This is a genomic window from uncultured Megasphaera sp., from assembly GCF_958350005.1.
Taxonomy (GTDB): Bacteria; Bacillota; Negativicutes; order Veillonellales; family Megasphaeraceae; genus Megasphaera.
Window position 1 is genome coordinate 1 of record NZ_CATWFF010000043.1, and the last position, 13,071, is coordinate 13,071.

At 46.8% G+C, this 13,071-nt stretch carries 26 protein-coding genes; 24 read left to right on the forward strand and 2 right to left on the reverse strand.

Annotated elements, in window-relative coordinates; genetic code table 11:
• The 24 genes from rpmC to Q3886_RS04085 all read left to right on the forward strand — a co-directional run.
• The coding region (rpmC, locus tag Q3886_RS03970) for a 50S ribosomal protein L29 (RefSeq protein WP_301859893.1) at window positions 1-128 on the forward strand (128 nt) is incomplete at its 5' end.
• Window positions 129-170: 42 nt separating this feature from the next.
• Complete coding sequence (gene rpsQ, locus Q3886_RS03975; RefSeq protein ID WP_301859871.1) at window positions 171-425, forward strand: 30S ribosomal protein S17; 255 nt, start codon at window positions 171-173, stop codon at window positions 423-425.
• Window positions 426-452: 27 nt separating this feature from the next.
• Window positions 453-821, forward strand: a complete 369-nt coding sequence (gene rplN, locus Q3886_RS03980) for a 50S ribosomal protein L14 (RefSeq protein ID WP_301859872.1) — start codon at window positions 453-455, stop codon at window positions 819-821.
• A 27-nt stretch (window positions 822-848) separates the two neighbouring features.
• The gene (rplX, locus tag Q3886_RS03985) at window positions 849-1,157 is read left to right on the forward strand and encodes a 50S ribosomal protein L24 (RefSeq protein ID WP_367881549.1); all 309 of its coding nucleotides are present in this window, start codon (window positions 849-851) and stop codon (window positions 1,155-1,157) included.
• Between the two features lie 24 nt (window positions 1,158-1,181).
• Window positions 1,182-1,721, forward strand: coding sequence for a 50S ribosomal protein L5 (rplE, locus tag Q3886_RS03990; protein ID WP_301859874.1), 540 nt, complete (start codon window positions 1,182-1,184; stop codon window positions 1,719-1,721).
• 19 nt (window positions 1,722-1,740) lie between these two features.
• Window positions 1,741-2,010: a 30S ribosomal protein S14 gene (gene rpsN, locus Q3886_RS03995; RefSeq protein ID WP_301859875.1), complete on the forward strand. Its 270-nt coding sequence runs from the start codon at window positions 1,741-1,743 to the stop codon at window positions 2,008-2,010.
• A gap of 30 nt (window positions 2,011-2,040) precedes the next feature.
• Complete coding sequence (rpsH, locus tag Q3886_RS04000; protein WP_301859876.1) at window positions 2,041-2,433, forward strand: 30S ribosomal protein S8; 393 nt, start codon at window positions 2,041-2,043, stop codon at window positions 2,431-2,433.
• An 18-nt stretch (window positions 2,434-2,451) separates the two neighbouring features.
• Window positions 2,452-2,994 carry a 50S ribosomal protein L6 gene (gene rplF, locus Q3886_RS04005; protein ID WP_301859877.1) on the forward strand — a complete coding sequence of 181 codons (543 nt, stop codon included), beginning with the start codon at window positions 2,452-2,454 and terminating at the stop codon, window positions 2,992-2,994.
• A gap of 35 nt (window positions 2,995-3,029) precedes the next feature.
• Window positions 3,030-3,392, forward strand: a complete 363-nt coding sequence (gene rplR, locus Q3886_RS04010; protein WP_301859878.1) for a 50S ribosomal protein L18 — start codon at window positions 3,030-3,032, stop codon at window positions 3,390-3,392.
• 18 nt (window positions 3,393-3,410) lie between these two features.
• On the forward strand, window positions 3,411-3,911 hold the full coding sequence (gene rpsE / locus Q3886_RS04015) for a 30S ribosomal protein S5 (protein WP_301859879.1): 501 nt from the start codon (window positions 3,411-3,413) through the stop codon (window positions 3,909-3,911).
• A gap of 18 nt (window positions 3,912-3,929) precedes the next feature.
• Window positions 3,930-4,109, forward strand: coding sequence for a 50S ribosomal protein L30 (gene rpmD / locus Q3886_RS04020; protein WP_301859880.1), 180 nt, complete (start codon window positions 3,930-3,932; stop codon window positions 4,107-4,109).
• A gap of 26 nt (window positions 4,110-4,135) precedes the next feature.
• Window positions 4,136-4,576 (forward strand): 50S ribosomal protein L15, encoded by a 441-nt coding sequence (rplO, locus tag Q3886_RS04025; protein ID WP_301859881.1) that lies wholly within the window; start codon window positions 4,136-4,138, stop codon window positions 4,574-4,576.
• A 1-nt stretch (window position 4,577) separates the two neighbouring features.
• Window positions 4,578-5,840, forward strand: a complete 1,263-nt coding sequence (secY, locus tag Q3886_RS04030; protein WP_301859882.1) for a preprotein translocase subunit SecY — start codon at window positions 4,578-4,580, stop codon at window positions 5,838-5,840.
• Between the two features lie 17 nt (window positions 5,841-5,857).
• Window positions 5,858-6,508 (forward strand): adenylate kinase, encoded by a 651-nt coding sequence (locus Q3886_RS04035; RefSeq protein WP_301859883.1) that lies wholly within the window; start codon window positions 5,858-5,860, stop codon window positions 6,506-6,508.
• Between the two features lie 2 nt (window positions 6,509-6,510).
• Window positions 6,511-7,260: a type I methionyl aminopeptidase gene (gene map, locus Q3886_RS04040; protein ID WP_301859884.1), complete on the forward strand. Its 750-nt coding sequence runs from the start codon at window positions 6,511-6,513 to the stop codon at window positions 7,258-7,260.
• A 14-nt stretch (window positions 7,261-7,274) separates the two neighbouring features.
• The gene (locus Q3886_RS04045; protein WP_301859885.1) at window positions 7,275-7,550 is read left to right on the forward strand and encodes a KOW domain-containing RNA-binding protein; all 276 of its coding nucleotides are present in this window, start codon (window positions 7,275-7,277) and stop codon (window positions 7,548-7,550) included.
• A complete protein-coding gene (gene infA / locus Q3886_RS04050; protein WP_007391714.1) occupies window positions 7,543-7,761 on the forward strand; it encodes a translation initiation factor IF-1 in 219 nt (72 codons plus the stop codon). The genes Q3886_RS04045 and infA overlap by 8 nt, the downstream gene beginning before the upstream one ends.
• Window positions 7,762-7,785: 24 nt before the next feature.
• Window positions 7,786-7,899, forward strand: coding sequence for a 50S ribosomal protein L36 (rpmJ, locus tag Q3886_RS04055; RefSeq protein ID WP_020311734.1), 114 nt, complete (start codon window positions 7,786-7,788; stop codon window positions 7,897-7,899).
• Between the two features lie 22 nt (window positions 7,900-7,921).
• Window positions 7,922-8,290 carry a 30S ribosomal protein S13 gene (gene rpsM / locus Q3886_RS04060; protein WP_062411232.1) on the forward strand — a complete coding sequence of 123 codons (369 nt, stop codon included), beginning with the start codon at window positions 7,922-7,924 and terminating at the stop codon, window positions 8,288-8,290.
• 28 nt (window positions 8,291-8,318) lie between these two features.
• Window positions 8,319-8,708: a 30S ribosomal protein S11 gene (gene rpsK / locus Q3886_RS04065; protein WP_301859886.1), complete on the forward strand. Its 390-nt coding sequence runs from the start codon at window positions 8,319-8,321 to the stop codon at window positions 8,706-8,708.
• Window positions 8,709-8,756: 48 nt separating this feature from the next.
• Window positions 8,757-9,734 carry a DNA-directed RNA polymerase subunit alpha gene (locus tag Q3886_RS04070; protein ID WP_301859887.1) on the forward strand — a complete coding sequence of 326 codons (978 nt, stop codon included), beginning with the start codon at window positions 8,757-8,759 and terminating at the stop codon, window positions 9,732-9,734.
• Window positions 9,735-9,751: 17 nt separating this feature from the next.
• Window positions 9,752-10,090 (forward strand): 50S ribosomal protein L17, encoded by a 339-nt coding sequence (gene rplQ, locus Q3886_RS04075; RefSeq protein ID WP_301859888.1) that lies wholly within the window; start codon window positions 9,752-9,754, stop codon window positions 10,088-10,090.
• 65 nt (window positions 10,091-10,155) lie between these two features.
• Window positions 10,156-10,593 (forward strand): DUF3783 domain-containing protein, encoded by a 438-nt coding sequence (locus tag Q3886_RS04080; RefSeq protein ID WP_301859889.1) that lies wholly within the window; start codon window positions 10,156-10,158, stop codon window positions 10,591-10,593.
• On the forward strand, window positions 10,590-11,075 hold the full coding sequence (locus tag Q3886_RS04085) for an 8-oxo-dGTP diphosphatase (RefSeq protein ID WP_301859890.1): 486 nt from the start codon (window positions 10,590-10,592) through the stop codon (window positions 11,073-11,075). Before Q3886_RS04080 ends, Q3886_RS04085 begins: the two co-directional genes overlap by 4 nt.
• A gap of 49 nt (window positions 11,076-11,124) precedes the next feature.
• On the opposite strand, the gene Q3886_RS04090 is transcribed toward Q3886_RS04085, so the two are convergent.
• Together Q3886_RS04090 and Q3886_RS04095 are read right to left on the reverse strand one after the other, a co-directional pair.
• Window positions 11,125-12,390, reverse strand: a complete 1,266-nt coding sequence (locus Q3886_RS04090) for a M20 family metallopeptidase (protein ID WP_301859891.1) — start codon at window positions 12,388-12,390, stop codon at window positions 11,125-11,127.
• Between the two features lie 13 nt (window positions 12,391-12,403).
• Window positions 12,404-12,931 (reverse strand): cob(I)yrinic acid a,c-diamide adenosyltransferase, encoded by a 528-nt coding sequence (locus Q3886_RS04095; protein WP_301859892.1) that lies wholly within the window; start codon window positions 12,929-12,931, stop codon window positions 12,404-12,406.
• Window positions 12,932-13,071 lie beyond the last annotated feature (140 nt).

Genomic DNA, 13,071 nt, shown 5'->3' on the forward strand with positions numbered 1-13,071 from the left:
TGTTTAACCTCCGTTTTCAACATGCGACCGGCCAATTAGAAAATCCAATGCGTATTCGCGAAGTCAAAAAGACGATCGCTCGCATCAAAACGGTACAGCGTGAAGCAGAACTGAAAGCGCAAGCGTAACAACGCAGTGAATTGGAATCTAAAAGGAGGTCACAAGCACAGATGGAAAGAAATGAACGGAAAATTCGCGTAGGTAAAGTTGTCAGCGATAAAATGGATAAAACCGTTGTTGTTGCTGTTGAATACAAGACGCAGCATAAGCTGTATAAAAAACCGATTATCTCGACAGTAAAGTTCAAAGCACATGATGAAAAGAACGAATGCCATGTCGGCGATATCGTCCGCATTGAAGAAACTCGTCCCCTGTCCAAACAGAAACATTGGCGTGTTGTTACAATCGTAGAAGCAGCTAAATAAGCTTGAATTAATTTAGGAGGTTTAGCCATGATTCAGCAAGAAACTATGTTGAATGTTGCCGATAACACTGGCGCCAAAAAGATTTTGTGCATTCAAGTCATGGGCGGCTCATATCGTAAATATGGCAACATTGGTGATATCATTACTGCATCTGTAAAAGATGCATCACCCGGTGGCGTTGTCAAGAAAGGCGACGTAGTAAAGGCTGTTATCGTTCGTTCGAAAAAAGGATTGCGCCGCGTTGACGGTTCGTACATCCGTTTTGATGAAAATGCAGCAGTTGTAATCAATAATGATAAAAGCCCGAAAGGCACTCGTATTTTTGGGCCGGTTGCCAGAGAATTGCGTGATAAAGACTTCATGAAGATTATCTCCCTGGCTCCGGAAGTATTATAAGCGGAGGAGGTGTTCTCAATGGGTAAAATGCACGTAAAAACAGGCGATACGGTCATCGTAATCGCTGGTAAAGAAAAAGGCAAAAAAGGCAAGGTTATTGCAACATTTCCGAAAAAAGACCGTGTCGTTGTAGAAGGCCTTAACCTGGTTAAGCGCCACACGAAACCTAGCCAGAGCAATCCTCAAGGCGGCATTATTACGAAAGAAGCGGCTATTCACGTTTCCAACGTTATGCTCGTAGATCCTGAAAGCGGCAAGCCGACTCGCGTTAAAATGGTTCAGCAGGCCGATGGTACGAAAGTTCGTACTGCCGTTAAGAGCGGCAAAGCTATCTAACTTGTAGAAGGGAGGCCCTTGAGAGTGTCCAGATTAAAAGATAAATATTTTTCTGAAGTCGTAAAAGGCTTGCAGGAAAAACATAATTATAAAAATGTAATGCAGGTTCCGAAGCTTACGAAAGTCGTCATCAACATGGCTGTCGGTGAAGCTGTTACCAACTCCAAAGCGTTGGATGCTGCTGTAAACGACATGACGATCATTTCCGGTCAGAAACCGATCATTACGAAAGCTAAAAAATCCATTGCAGCATTTAAAATTCGTGAAGGTATGAACCTTGGCTGCAAAGTAACGCTCCGTGGTGAACGGATGTATGAATTCCTCGATAAACTGATGAATTTGGCTCTGCCCCGCGTTCGTGACTTCCATGGTGTCAGTGCTACTGGCTTTGATGGCCGCGGCAACTATACACTGGGATTGAAAGAACAGCTCATATTCCCGGAAATCGAATATGATCAGGTCGATAAAGCACGCGGCATGGACATCACCATCGTTACGACAGCACAGACGGATGAAGAAGGCCGTGACATGCTGAAGCTGATGGGAATGCCGTTTGAAAAGTAATTAAGGAGGATACATATACATGGCAAAGAAATCTATGCTTGAACGTGAAAAGAAACGTGAAAAAATGGTTGCCCGCTATGCCAAGCTTCGCGCTGAATTAAAAGCAAAAGGCGACTATGAAGCGCTTTCCAAGCTGCCGGCCAATGCATCTCCGGTACGCCTGCACAATCGTTGCAAAGTAACCGGCCGTCCTCACGGTTATATGCGTAAATTTGGCATCTGCCGTATTACATTCCGTGAACTGGCTTATAAAGGACAAATTCCTGGCGTTAAAAAAGCCAGCTGGTAAATGTATTTTACGAAGGGAGGTTTTTAGATTATGGCAATGACCGATCCGATTGCGGATATGCTTACGAGAATCCGTAACGCCAATTCGGCATATCATGAAAAAGTAGAAATGCCTGCTTCCAAACTGAAAGCCGCTGTGCTGGAAATTTTAAAAGAAGAAGGCTTCGTTAAGAATTATGAATCCGTAAACGAAGGCAAAACGCTGAAAGTTACGTTAAAATATGGTTCTAATAAAGAAAAAGTAATTACCGGCATTAAGAGAATTTCTAAACCTGGTCTGCGTGTGTACGCTGGCAAAGAAGAACTGCCGCGCGTTCTCGGCGGTTTGGGAATCGCTGTTATTTCTACGTCTAAAGGTGTTATGAGCGATAAAAAAGCTCGTAAACTTGGTTTGGGCGGCGAAGTTATCGCATACGTCTGGTAAATTTTTGGAGGTGTCAATATGTCTCGAGTAGGTAGAATGCCTATTGATATCCCGGCAGGCGTAAACGTCAACCTTAATGGCCAGGTTATTACCGTAAAAGGTCCGAAAGGTGAACTGACACGTACGCTGCACCAGGATATGAAAGTTACAGTTGCTGATAACGTCATCACTGTAGAACGTCCGTCTGACGATAAAGATCATCGTGCACTGCACGGTTTGACTCGCGCCCTCATTGCCAATATGGTAAAAGGCGTTACAGAAGGATTTAAGAAAGAATTGGAAATTGTCGGCGTTGGTTACAGAGCCCAGATGAAAGGCAAAAAACTTGCTTTGACTCTTGGTTTCTCTCATCCCCTGGAACTGGAAGCACCGCAGGGTGTTACCATTGCATGCCCGAGCGCTACGCAGATCGTAGTTTCCGGTGCTGACAATGAAGTTATTGGTGAATTTGCCGCCAAGATTCGCAAATACCGTCTGCCTGAACCGTATAAAGGAAAAGGTATTCGATATGCTGGCGAACATGTTCGTCGTAAAGCCGGTAAAGCTGGCACGAAAAAATAAGTAACGTAGCGTGATTATAGAAAGGAGTGAATTCCTTGAAATCCAGTAAAAATGCAATTCGTTTAAAACGTCATTGGCGTTTGCGTAAGCACATTAACGGCACGGCAGAACGTCCCCGTCTGAACGTATTCCGTAGCCTTTCCAATATTTATGCTCAGATTATCGACGATCAGCAGGGCGTAACTTTGGTTTCCGCAAGTTCCTTGGATAAGGAAATTAAAGCTCAGAACGTGAGCGGCGGTAATGCTGAAGGTGCTAAACTGGTCGGTGCTCTGGTAGCAAAACGTGCTCTTGAAAAGGGCATTACGACGGTCGTATTTGACCGCGGCGGTTATATTTATCATGGCCGTGTAGCTACGCTGGCAGAAGCAGCTCGTGAAGCTGGCTTGAAATTCTAATCAAGGAGGAAATAACACATGGCAAAAGTCGACCATGCAGGTCTCGAATTACAAGAAAATGTCGTATTCATTAACCGTGTTGCTAAGGTAGTTAAAGGCGGCCGTCGTTTTTCCTTCAGTGCATTGGTTGTTGTTGGTGACGGCAACGGCCGAGTAGGCGCAGGATTGGGGAAAGCCGGCGAAGTTCCTGAAGCAATTCGTAAAGGCGTTGAAGACGCTAAGAAACATTTGGTTTCCGTTTCTTTGAAAAATGGTTCTATTCCCCATCCGGTTACGGGTATTTTCGGAGCAGGTCAGGTATTCCTGAAACCGGCTGCTGAAGGTACTGGCGTTATTGCTGGCGGCCCTGTACGTGCCGTATTGGAATTGGCCGGCGTACGCAACATCCTGACGAAATCCATTGGTTCTTCCAACCCGAACAACATGGTTCAGGCGACGATCGAAGGCTTGAGCCGCTTGAAGGATGTTAATAAAGTGGCTGAACTCCGTGGTAAAACTGTAGAAGAAATTTACGGTTAATAAGGGAGGATACACAAGATGGCTCAAGTAAAAGTTACGCTCGTAAAGAGTTTGGCAGGTCGTCCTGGCGATCAGCGTGCAACGGTTGCTGCACTCGGTCTGCATAAGACGAACTCCAGCGTTGTAAAAGAAGTTACCCCGCAGATTAAAGGGATGCTTCATAAAGTAGAACACTTGGTAAAAGTAGAAGAAATATAATATAATATAGAAGGAGGTGCGCTGAATTGAAACTTCATGAAATGACAATTGTTCCTGGTTCCAAGAAAAAACGTAATCGCGTAGGCCGCGGTATTGGTTCCGGCAACGGCAAAACTGCCGGCAAAGGCATGAAAGGCCAGCTTTCCCGTAGCGGCGGCGGCAAACGTCCGGGCTTTGAAGGCGGCCAGATGCCATTGTATCGGTTGCTTCCAAAACGGGGCTTTAAAAATATCTGGGCCAAACAGTATGCAGAAATTAACGTATCTGTATTGAATCGCTTTGAAAACGGCACGACTGTTGATCCGGTTGCATTGGTAGAAGCCGGTATTCTTAAAAATGTCTGCGATGGTGTTCGTGTACTCGGCAATGGTGAATTGGAAAAATCCCTTACTGTTGTAGCACAGGGCTTCACGAAATCGGCGCAGCAAAAAATTGAAGCAGCTGGTGGTAAAGTAGAGGTGATCTAAGGTGTTAGAGAACATCCAGAATGTGCTGAACGTTCCGGAGTTCCGGAAACGGGCAGTCTTCACCTTAATCATGTTCATCATTTTCAGACTAGGTGTCCATATCCCTGTTCCAGGGGTAGACGCCTCAGTCATTGAAAATCTCTTCAGCAGCGGCAACTTATTTGGTCTGTTGGATTTGTTTTCCGGCGGTGCTCTGAGCAAGTTTTCTATTCTGGCCATGAGTATTACGCCATACATCAACGCGTCCATTATTATGCAGCTGCTTACCTCGGTTGTGCCTACGTTTGAACAGTGGGCAAAAGATAATCAGGACGGCCGTGAAAAGATTCAGAAAGTTACACGGTACGGAACAGTTGTTCTCGGGTTTATTCAGGCGATTGCCATGAGTTATGCCCTGAAAGTGAACAACGCCCTGATCAATGACAGTTGGTTTATGGTACTGATGGTAGCTGTGATTTTGACAGCCGGCACGTGCTTCCTCATGTGGCTTGGCGATCAGATTACAGCCGGCGGTATTGGCAATGGTATTTCACTGATCATCTTTGCCGGCATCGTTGCCCGGTTCCCAGACGGATGTATGACTGTGTACAAATATGTCCAGGCCGGATCCATTAATATCTTTCAGGTAGTATTGTTTGCCTTGATTGCGCTCTTCATGATCATCGTGGTCATTGAAGTGACACAGGGACAGAGACGCGTAGCGGTCCAGTATGCAAAGAGGATTGTCGGACGTAAAATGTACGGCGGTCATTCTACGCATATTCCCTTAAAAGTAAATCAGGCCGGCGTCATTCCCATCATCTTTGCTTCGTCTGTACTGATGTTTCCGATTACGATTGCACAGTTTGTGCAGAATGAAACAATTCAGTGGATTGCAAGCTGGTTTGCATGGGGCACCGTTACCAATACGGTTGCGTACGCTATTCTGATTATTTTCTTCACCTATTTTTATACAGCAATTTCACTGAATATCCCACAGCTTACGGAAAACATGCAGAAGTACGGCGGATTTATTCCTGGGATTCGTCCCGGTCAGCCAACGGCCATGTATATCGACAAGATCATGACCCGCATTACCTTAGCTGGTGCGTTTTTCTTGGCCTTTATTGCTATTCTGCCGAATTTCATCGGCTGGATTACAGGCATTGAAGGCGTGTATTTCGGTGGAACGGCGCTGCTTATCGTTGTTGGCGTTGCCATCGATACGATGAAGCAGGCAGAATCACTGGTCCTGAATAGACAGTATCAGGGATTTATGAAGTGATAGGGGGTACGAGATAAATGTACATTCTGTTAATGGGGCCTCCCGGTGCCGGCAAAGGCACACAGGCCGAACGGTTAATTGAAAAATATGGCATTCCGCAGATTTCCACAGGTGATATGTTCCGGGCAGCTGTAAAGGAACAGACTCCCCTGGGATTGGAAGCCAAGAAGTACATGGATAACGGCCAGCTCGTTCCGGATGCAGTTACGGTTGGTATTGTCAGAGAACGTCTGGCAAAGGATGACTGCAAAAAAGGATTCATTCTTGATGGCTTTCCGCGCACGACATCACAGGCTGTGTCCCTGGACGCTATTTTAAGCGATTTGGGAATTAAACTGGATGGTGTTGTCAACATTTCCGTTCCTGATGATGAACTCATTAAGCGGACGACAGGTCGCCAGATCTGCCGCTCCTGCGGTGCGACGTACCATGTTTCGTTCAAGCCGTCCAAAGTGCCGGGAGTCTGCGATAAGTGCGGCGGCGAGCTGTATCAGCGCGATGATGATAAAGTTGAAACCGTAAAAAAACGGCTCGAAGTATATGCTGCTCAGACCAAACCGCTTATTGATTACTACAAAAACTCGAATTTGTATATTGAAATAGACGGCAAACAGGGAATGGAAAAAGTATTCCAAGATATTGTTGCCAGTCTTGAAAAGAGAAAATAAGAATGATTATTTTAAAATCTAAACGGGAAATTGAGTATATTCGTGAAGCTGGCCGCATTACTGCCAATGCTCTGCAGTTGATGAAAAAGCTGGCCAAACCGGGTGTTACCACAGGTGAGCTGGATCAGCGATGCGAAGAATACATCCGCAGTTGCGGAGCATTTCCAAGCTGCAAGGGCTATTATGGATTTCCGGCAACGATTTGTGCAAGTGTGAACGAAGAAGTTGTCCATGGGATTCCTGGCCGCCGCAAGCTGAAAGATGGAGATATAATCAGCATTGATTTAGTAGTAAACAAAAATGGCTATCATGGAGATTCAACAGTGACCATTCCTGTAGGTCACGTCGATCCGGCGACTCTCCAGCTTCTCAAGGTGACAGAAGAATGTCTCTATAAGGGCATTGAACAGGCAGTAGTAGGAAATCACTTGGGTGATATCGGCCATGCCGTACAGGCTTATGCCGAATCATTTGGATATGGTGTTGTCCGTGATTATGTAGGTCACGGTATTGGCACAGACATGCACGAAGAACCGGAAGTTCCCAATTACGGCATTGCCGGACATGGGGAATTGCTGGAAGCAGGCATGGTGCTGGCTATTGAACCGATGATCAACATGGGGACAGAACGGGTTAAGCAGCTGAAAAACGGCTGGACTGTCGTTACGCTTGACAAAAAGCCGGCTGCCCACTTTGAACATACCGTCGCCATTACGGAAAACGGTCCGGAAATCCTGACTTTGCCGGAATGATGGAGCCCATGGAAATGTCTGTTTACACAGTCGTTAAAAGTTGTGCAGGCAGAGATAAAAATGGTCTGTACATCGTTGTCGGCAAACTGGATTATCCCTATGTATGGATTGCTGACGGTAGAAAATACAGCTTGGATAAGCCGAAGAAGAAAAATTGCCGGCATCTCCAGAAAGTGGGAACGAACGTATTCGATAGTGGTGCAGGTTCCCTGAAGCTCAGCAACGAATGGATACGAGCTGCTGTGAACCAGGCCAGGATGAAATTGACCAGGGAGGATACACATGTCTAAGGAAGATGTCATTGAAGTAGAAGGCGTCGTCGTGGAAGCGCTGCCAAACGCCATGTTTAAAGTAAAGTTGGAAAATGAGCATATCGTGCTGGCTCATGTCTCCGGTAAAATGCGGATGAACTTTATCCGTATCCTGCCCGGTGACAGAGTAACGATGGAATTGACACCGTATGATCTGAATCGCGGTCGTATTACGTACCGCTTCAAGTAAGATTGTTCACGCAGGAGGGTAATTATGAAGGTAAAACCGTCAGTTAAAAGAATTTGTGAAAAATGCAAGATCATTAAACGCAAAGGCCGTGTAATGGTTATTTGCGAAAATCCGAAACATAAACAGAAACAGGGTTAATAGACAGGAGGTGGATGAATAGATGGCACGTATAGCCGGTGTGGATTTACCACGTGATAAACGAGTTGAAATTGGTTTGACTTACATTTTAGGTATTGGTCTTTCTTCTTCCCAGCAGATTCTGGCGAAGACTGGCGTAAACCCGGATACCCGCGTTCGCGATTTGACGGAAGACGAAGTACAGAAAATTCGTGAAGTCATCGGTTCTGATTATAAAGTTGAAGGCGATCTTCGCCGCGACACAGCACTCAACATCAAACGCCTGATCGAAGTTAATTCGTATCGCGGCAAACGTCATCGCGCAGGTCTTCCCGTTCGCGGTCAGCGCACCAAGACCAATGCACGTACGCGTAAAGGTCCGAGAAAAGCTGTAGCAGGTAAGAAGAAATAAGATTCTTTAAGTAAGGAGGGAAACGATTTTGGCTAAGAATGTCAGAAGCAATAAAAGAAAAGAAAAGAAACATGTAGAATCGGGTGCAGCTCATATTCGTTCTACATTTAACAATACGATTGTTACGATCAGCGATGCAAAGGGAAATGCTCTGTCCTGGGCAAGTGCAGGCGGTCTCGGTTTCCGTGGTTCCCGTAAAAGCACGCCGTTTGCCGCACAGATGGCTGCTGAACAGGCTGCAAAAGCTGCTATGGAATACGGCCTTCGTCAGGTTGAAGTTTTCGTCAAAGGCCCTGGATCCGGTCGTGAAGCCGCAATTCGTGCTTTGCAGGCAGCTGGTCTCGAAGTTAACTCCATTAAAGACGTTACTCCTATCCCGCATAATGGCTGCCGTCCGCCGAAACGCAGACGCGTATAAGAGATACCAACCAAGTTGTTTTGATTCTGGAATGGGAGGATTTTCCTGATGATTGATGATAACAAATTTAAAGTAAAAACCGTTGACAGAAGCGACGACGGTACGTATGGAAAATTCGTATGCGAACCTCTCGACAGGGGGTACGGAATCACATTGGGCAATAGTTTGCGGCGCGTCCTCTTATCGTCACTGGATGGCGTAGCAATCACCTCTATTAAAATCGACGGCGTATTGCATGAGTTTTCGACGTTACCTGGGGTTCGGGAAGACATTTCAGAAATCATTCTGAACCTGAAACAGCTTAGTCTGAAATTCACGCGCGACGAAATCGACGAAATGGATATTACGGTTGATGTCTCTGGTGAATGCGAATTTACCGCAAAAGATCTTGATGTAAACTCAGACATAGAAATTTTAAACCCGGAACTTCATATTGCAACGCTGGATACGGATGGACATATTCACATGCAGTGTCACATTGAACGCGGCAAAGGCTATGTTCCATCGACGAAGAATAAGAAAGATACCGATGTTATTGGTGTCATTCCCATTGATTCGATTTTTTCGCCTATTGTCCGTACCAATTACGAAGTTGGCAATATTCGGGTCGGCAACGAAATGGATTATGATTCGTTGACGCTGGAAGTGAAGACAGATGGCAGCATTGCCGCTGAAAACGCATTGGCTAAAGCCGCCTCCATTATGGTAAGTTATTTGGATTACTTCCAAAAGATCGCTTCTGATCCGGCAGCCAATGAAGCATTGGCACCCTTTACGACACCAGATGGAGAAGAACCGGAAGAACCGGAAGGTCCTGAACTCAGCCAGGTTAAGATCGACGTATTGGACTTGTCAGTACGTGCGTCGAATTGCTTGAAGCGTGCTAATATTTACACGCTTGGTGATTTAGTAGAACGGACGGAAGATGATTTGTCCAAGATTCGCAATCTGGGCAAGAAGTCTGTAGATGAAATCATCGAAAAACTGAAAGATTACGGATTTGAATTAAAATCCAACGATGAATAATTCGAGGAGGATGAACGATGGGTTATAGAAAGTTGGGACGTGACAGCTCTGCACGTAAAGCGTTACTGCGCAGCATTGTTACTTCTTTATTCCAGCATGAACGCATTGAAACGACCGAAGCAAAAGCAAAAGAACTTCGTAAAGTTGCTGAAAAAATGCTGACTCTTGCAAAACGCGGAGATCTGCATGCACGTCGTCAGGTATTGGCATATGTCATGGACGAAGGCGTTGTCAAAAAAATGTTTGACGAAATTGCACCGAAGTACAAAGACCGTCAGGGCGGTTATACGCGCATCATCAAAACTGGTGTTCGCCAGGGCGATGCAGCTCCGATGGTAATCATCGAATTAGTGTAAGTTGTAGTGAGAGACCGCTGTGGTAGGAAGTACCGCAGCGGTTTTTTTACAAGGAGAATAAAACTATGGCATATCGGATGATGCTGGCCGTAAATTTTACGCCGGAACGGCTGGCTGTACTTAAACTTCTGGGACTGCTGACTAAATCACAGATTAAAGTAGTCAAGGAAGAAGAAAAAACGGCAACTGTCGGTACCTTGCTGGGCCTGACGGAAGAAGAAATTGCAGATATTGCATCGCAGGAAGCCGGAGAAGGCAATACGAAAGTTCATGATAAAAACGTCGAATTTGATGAACAGGCTGAGCCGGTTACGAAAGAAGCCCTTGTCCTTTGCGGGTTCGATCATAAGGCCGTGAACCTTCTGCTGGACGGTATTCGCCGGGGCCGGTTGAAAAGTGTGCCCTTAAAGGCAATGGTGACGCCTACGAATATTTCCTGGACTATTCAGATGATTTTGCAGGAATTGTCCAAGGAACACGAATACTTCCACAAAAAACGATGAGAGATACGACCTTATGCTTTCCTGTAGATGCATCGGGCCGCATGCTGCTGGGCCGAAAAAAGCGGGGATTTGGCGTATCGAAGTGGAATGGGTTTGGCGGCAAGATTGAGGCAGGAGAAACGTTCCGCCAGTGTGCTGTGCGGGAACTCCGGGAAGAAACGGGACTGCACGCCAGTGAACAGGATCTGGAACTGGCAGGGCTCCTTGATTTTCAATTTGCTGCTGCACCGGAACTCAACCATTTGGGATACGTATATTTTATCCGTCAGTATACAGGATGCATTCATGAAACAGAAGAAATGGAGCCTCAGTGGTTTGATCCCCAGGCCCTGCCGTATGCACAGATGTGGCAAGGCGACCGCACGTGGCTTCCCATGCTTCTGCAGCATAAAAAAATTCGCGGCGTCATTGTATTTTCTGCAGATAATGAAACGGTACAGTCCATGACATTTTCTGATGCGCCGGAATTGCAGGATCAATAAAAAACGCCTTTCTTCTCCTGGCTGTGGGAAGAAAGGCGTTTTCGTATTCTTATATATTGCGGGCTGCCAGCTCAGACAGCGGTTCATCAGGACGCGTAAAGGGAATATCCGGCTTTTCCTGCAAATAGGTCAAAGCAAAGCTCAGGCAGGCTGTCGTGCCATAGATCAGGCCGTCTTCATCGAGATCGAATTCCGGCGTGTGATGATTGGCGCCGCAGCCTTTTTCCTTGTTTTCAATGCCCGTAAAAGTCAGGACACCCGGATAGAGCCGCGTCGTAATGGCAAAGGATTCAGAGGCCATCCAGGGAATGCAGTCTGTCAGTACATCGTCACCCATAGCTGTGCGGATACCTTCTTCGGCCAGAGAAACGCAGACCGGATTGTTCTGTACTTCAAACAGCGGTTTGGGCATATGAAGGATTTCATAGGTACAGCCATAGGTCTGGCAGGCATTCTTCAAAATAGTATGAAATTCTTCATAAAATCGCTTGCCTGCGTGATCATAGCTGAAGAACCGGCACGTTCCGGCGAAAGTCAATTCGTTGGGAATGATATTGAGGGCACTGCCGCTGTGAACAGAACCGACAGAAATGGTCAGTCCGTCCAGAGGAGATACGGTGCGCATGCGCAGGGCCTGGAGATCGCCGTAAAAGGCATGGAAGCAGTCGATGGGGCTTCTGGCCAAGTCGGGCCGGGAGCCATGACCGCCCTGTCCTTTGATGACGATTTCAAAGCCAAAGCCGCCGGCCATGGGCGCGTCATGGCAGACCGCGATTTTTCCGGCAGGAATATCCCAGCGGACATGAGTGGCATAGCAGGCATCGATATGCCACGGACTTTCTTCTTCAATATAATGGAGTAAGTATTCCAGCGGCCCTGACTCTTCTTCGCCCTGTTCAAACATGATTACAATCGTGCCGTCCCACTGGTCTTTCCACTGATTCAGCAAATTGGCTGCTGTAAGCATCATGGCCATATGCCCATCGTGTCCGCAGGCATGCATGACGCCGTCATGTTTGGACCGGCATACGCGGGGTACAGATAGATTTTTTTCGCTTTCTTCAATAGGCAGGGCATCAATATCAGCTCGCAGGAGCAGTGTTTTTCCCGGCTGGCGCCCCTGTATCCAGGCAATAATGCCGCCCTTTTCAATATGGCGGCTGGGAATGCCGTAGGCTGTGAGGGTATCCTGAATGTACGCCATAGTCTGTGTTTCTTTTTTCGATAATTCCGGATATTCATGGAAATGGCGGCGCAGTGCTGTCAGATCGGCACCATGGCGGCGGACTTCCTGAAATATGTGGGATCTATTCATTGCATATGCTCCTTTATTCTTCAATTCCTATGCGGGCACCTATGCCCCGGTCAAAGGGATGTTTTCGCTTGCAGATTTCCGACACGTAATCGGCCCTGGAAAGAAACGATGCCGGCGGTGTGCGGCCAGTCATGACAACTTCCAGCGTCGCTGCCTTGCTGTCCAGGAAAGCGAGTACAGCCTGTTCGTCTACGAGCCCCAGCGTGCACGCCGGCAGAATTTCATCTAATACGACCATGTCCGGCCGGTTTTGCCGGCATGTTTTCATTACTGTATCAAACAGGGCAGTCTGCTCTGTTTTCGTCGCTGCCAGTTCGTCCGGCGTCATTTGAAAGGTAAATTTTTCCACGCCTTTACTGCGAAGTACGGTAATCGTATCAAACCGCTGCAGTGCGGACAGTTCTCCTGTCGGCCGGCTTTTTAAAAACTGGGCAAAGAGAATATGTCCGCCCTGGCCGGCGCAGCGGATTGTCAGCCCCAGCGCAGCCGTCGTCTTTCCTTTGCCGTCGCCGCAGTATATGTGAATCAGTCCTGTATCCATAAAACACCTCCTGCCCCAATTGCATGGCCCTAGTATAGCATAAAACGGCAGAAAATGCATACTATGCAAGGAGAAAAGTGACAGTACGGAGGTGTCCTGTCTGATGCAAAATCATGGAATATTCATGAGCAGCAGTATTC

Excerpts from the sequence above, each read along its gene's own strand:
- Q3886_RS04090 (WP_301859891.1), bottom strand. The coding sequence starts at position 12,390 with ATGAATAGATCCCACATATTTCAGGAAGTCCGCCGCCATGGTGCCGAT.
- rpsN (WP_301859875.1), top strand. The coding sequence starts at position 1,741 with ATGGCAAAGAAATCTATGCTTGAACGTGAAAAGAAACGTGAAAAAATG.
- Q3886_RS04045 (WP_301859885.1), top strand. The coding sequence starts at position 7,275 with ATGTCTGTTTACACAGTCGTTAAAAGTTGTGCAGGCAGAGATAAAAAT.
- rplN (WP_301859872.1), top strand. The coding sequence starts at position 453 with ATGATTCAGCAAGAAACTATGTTGAATGTTGCCGATAACACTGGCGCC.
- Q3886_RS04095 (WP_301859892.1), bottom strand. The coding sequence starts at position 12,931 with ATGGATACAGGACTGATTCACATATACTGCGGCGACGGCAAAGGAAAG.
- rpsM (WP_062411232.1), top strand. The coding sequence starts at position 7,922 with ATGGCACGTATAGCCGGTGTGGATTTACCACGTGATAAACGAGTTGAA.
- rpsH (WP_301859876.1), top strand. The coding sequence starts at position 2,041 with ATGGCAATGACCGATCCGATTGCGGATATGCTTACGAGAATCCGTAAC.
- Q3886_RS04080 (WP_301859889.1), top strand. The coding sequence starts at position 10,156 with ATGGCATATCGGATGATGCTGGCCGTAAATTTTACGCCGGAACGGCTG.
- rplF (WP_301859877.1), top strand. The coding sequence starts at position 2,452 with ATGTCTCGAGTAGGTAGAATGCCTATTGATATCCCGGCAGGCGTAAAC.
- rpsQ (WP_301859871.1), top strand. The coding sequence starts at position 171 with ATGGAAAGAAATGAACGGAAAATTCGCGTAGGTAAAGTTGTCAGCGAT.
- Q3886_RS04070 (WP_301859887.1), top strand. The coding sequence starts at position 8,757 with ATGATTGATGATAACAAATTTAAAGTAAAAACCGTTGACAGAAGCGAC.
- rpmJ (WP_020311734.1), top strand. The coding sequence starts at position 7,786 with ATGAAGGTAAAACCGTCAGTTAAAAGAATTTGTGAAAAATGCAAGATC.
- Q3886_RS04035 (WP_301859883.1), top strand. The coding sequence starts at position 5,858 with ATGTACATTCTGTTAATGGGGCCTCCCGGTGCCGGCAAAGGCACACAG.
- Q3886_RS04085 (WP_301859890.1), top strand. The coding sequence starts at position 10,590 with ATGAGAGATACGACCTTATGCTTTCCTGTAGATGCATCGGGCCGCATG.
- map (WP_301859884.1), top strand. The coding sequence starts at position 6,511 with ATGATTATTTTAAAATCTAAACGGGAAATTGAGTATATTCGTGAAGCT.
- rpsE (WP_301859879.1), top strand. The coding sequence starts at position 3,411 with ATGGCAAAAGTCGACCATGCAGGTCTCGAATTACAAGAAAATGTCGTA.
- rpmD (WP_301859880.1), top strand. The coding sequence starts at position 3,930 with ATGGCTCAAGTAAAAGTTACGCTCGTAAAGAGTTTGGCAGGTCGTCCT.
- rplQ (WP_301859888.1), top strand. The coding sequence starts at position 9,752 with ATGGGTTATAGAAAGTTGGGACGTGACAGCTCTGCACGTAAAGCGTTA.
- rplX (WP_367881549.1), top strand. The coding sequence starts at position 849 with ATGCACGTAAAAACAGGCGATACGGTCATCGTAATCGCTGGTAAAGAA.
- infA (WP_007391714.1), top strand. The coding sequence starts at position 7,543 with ATGTCTAAGGAAGATGTCATTGAAGTAGAAGGCGTCGTCGTGGAAGCG.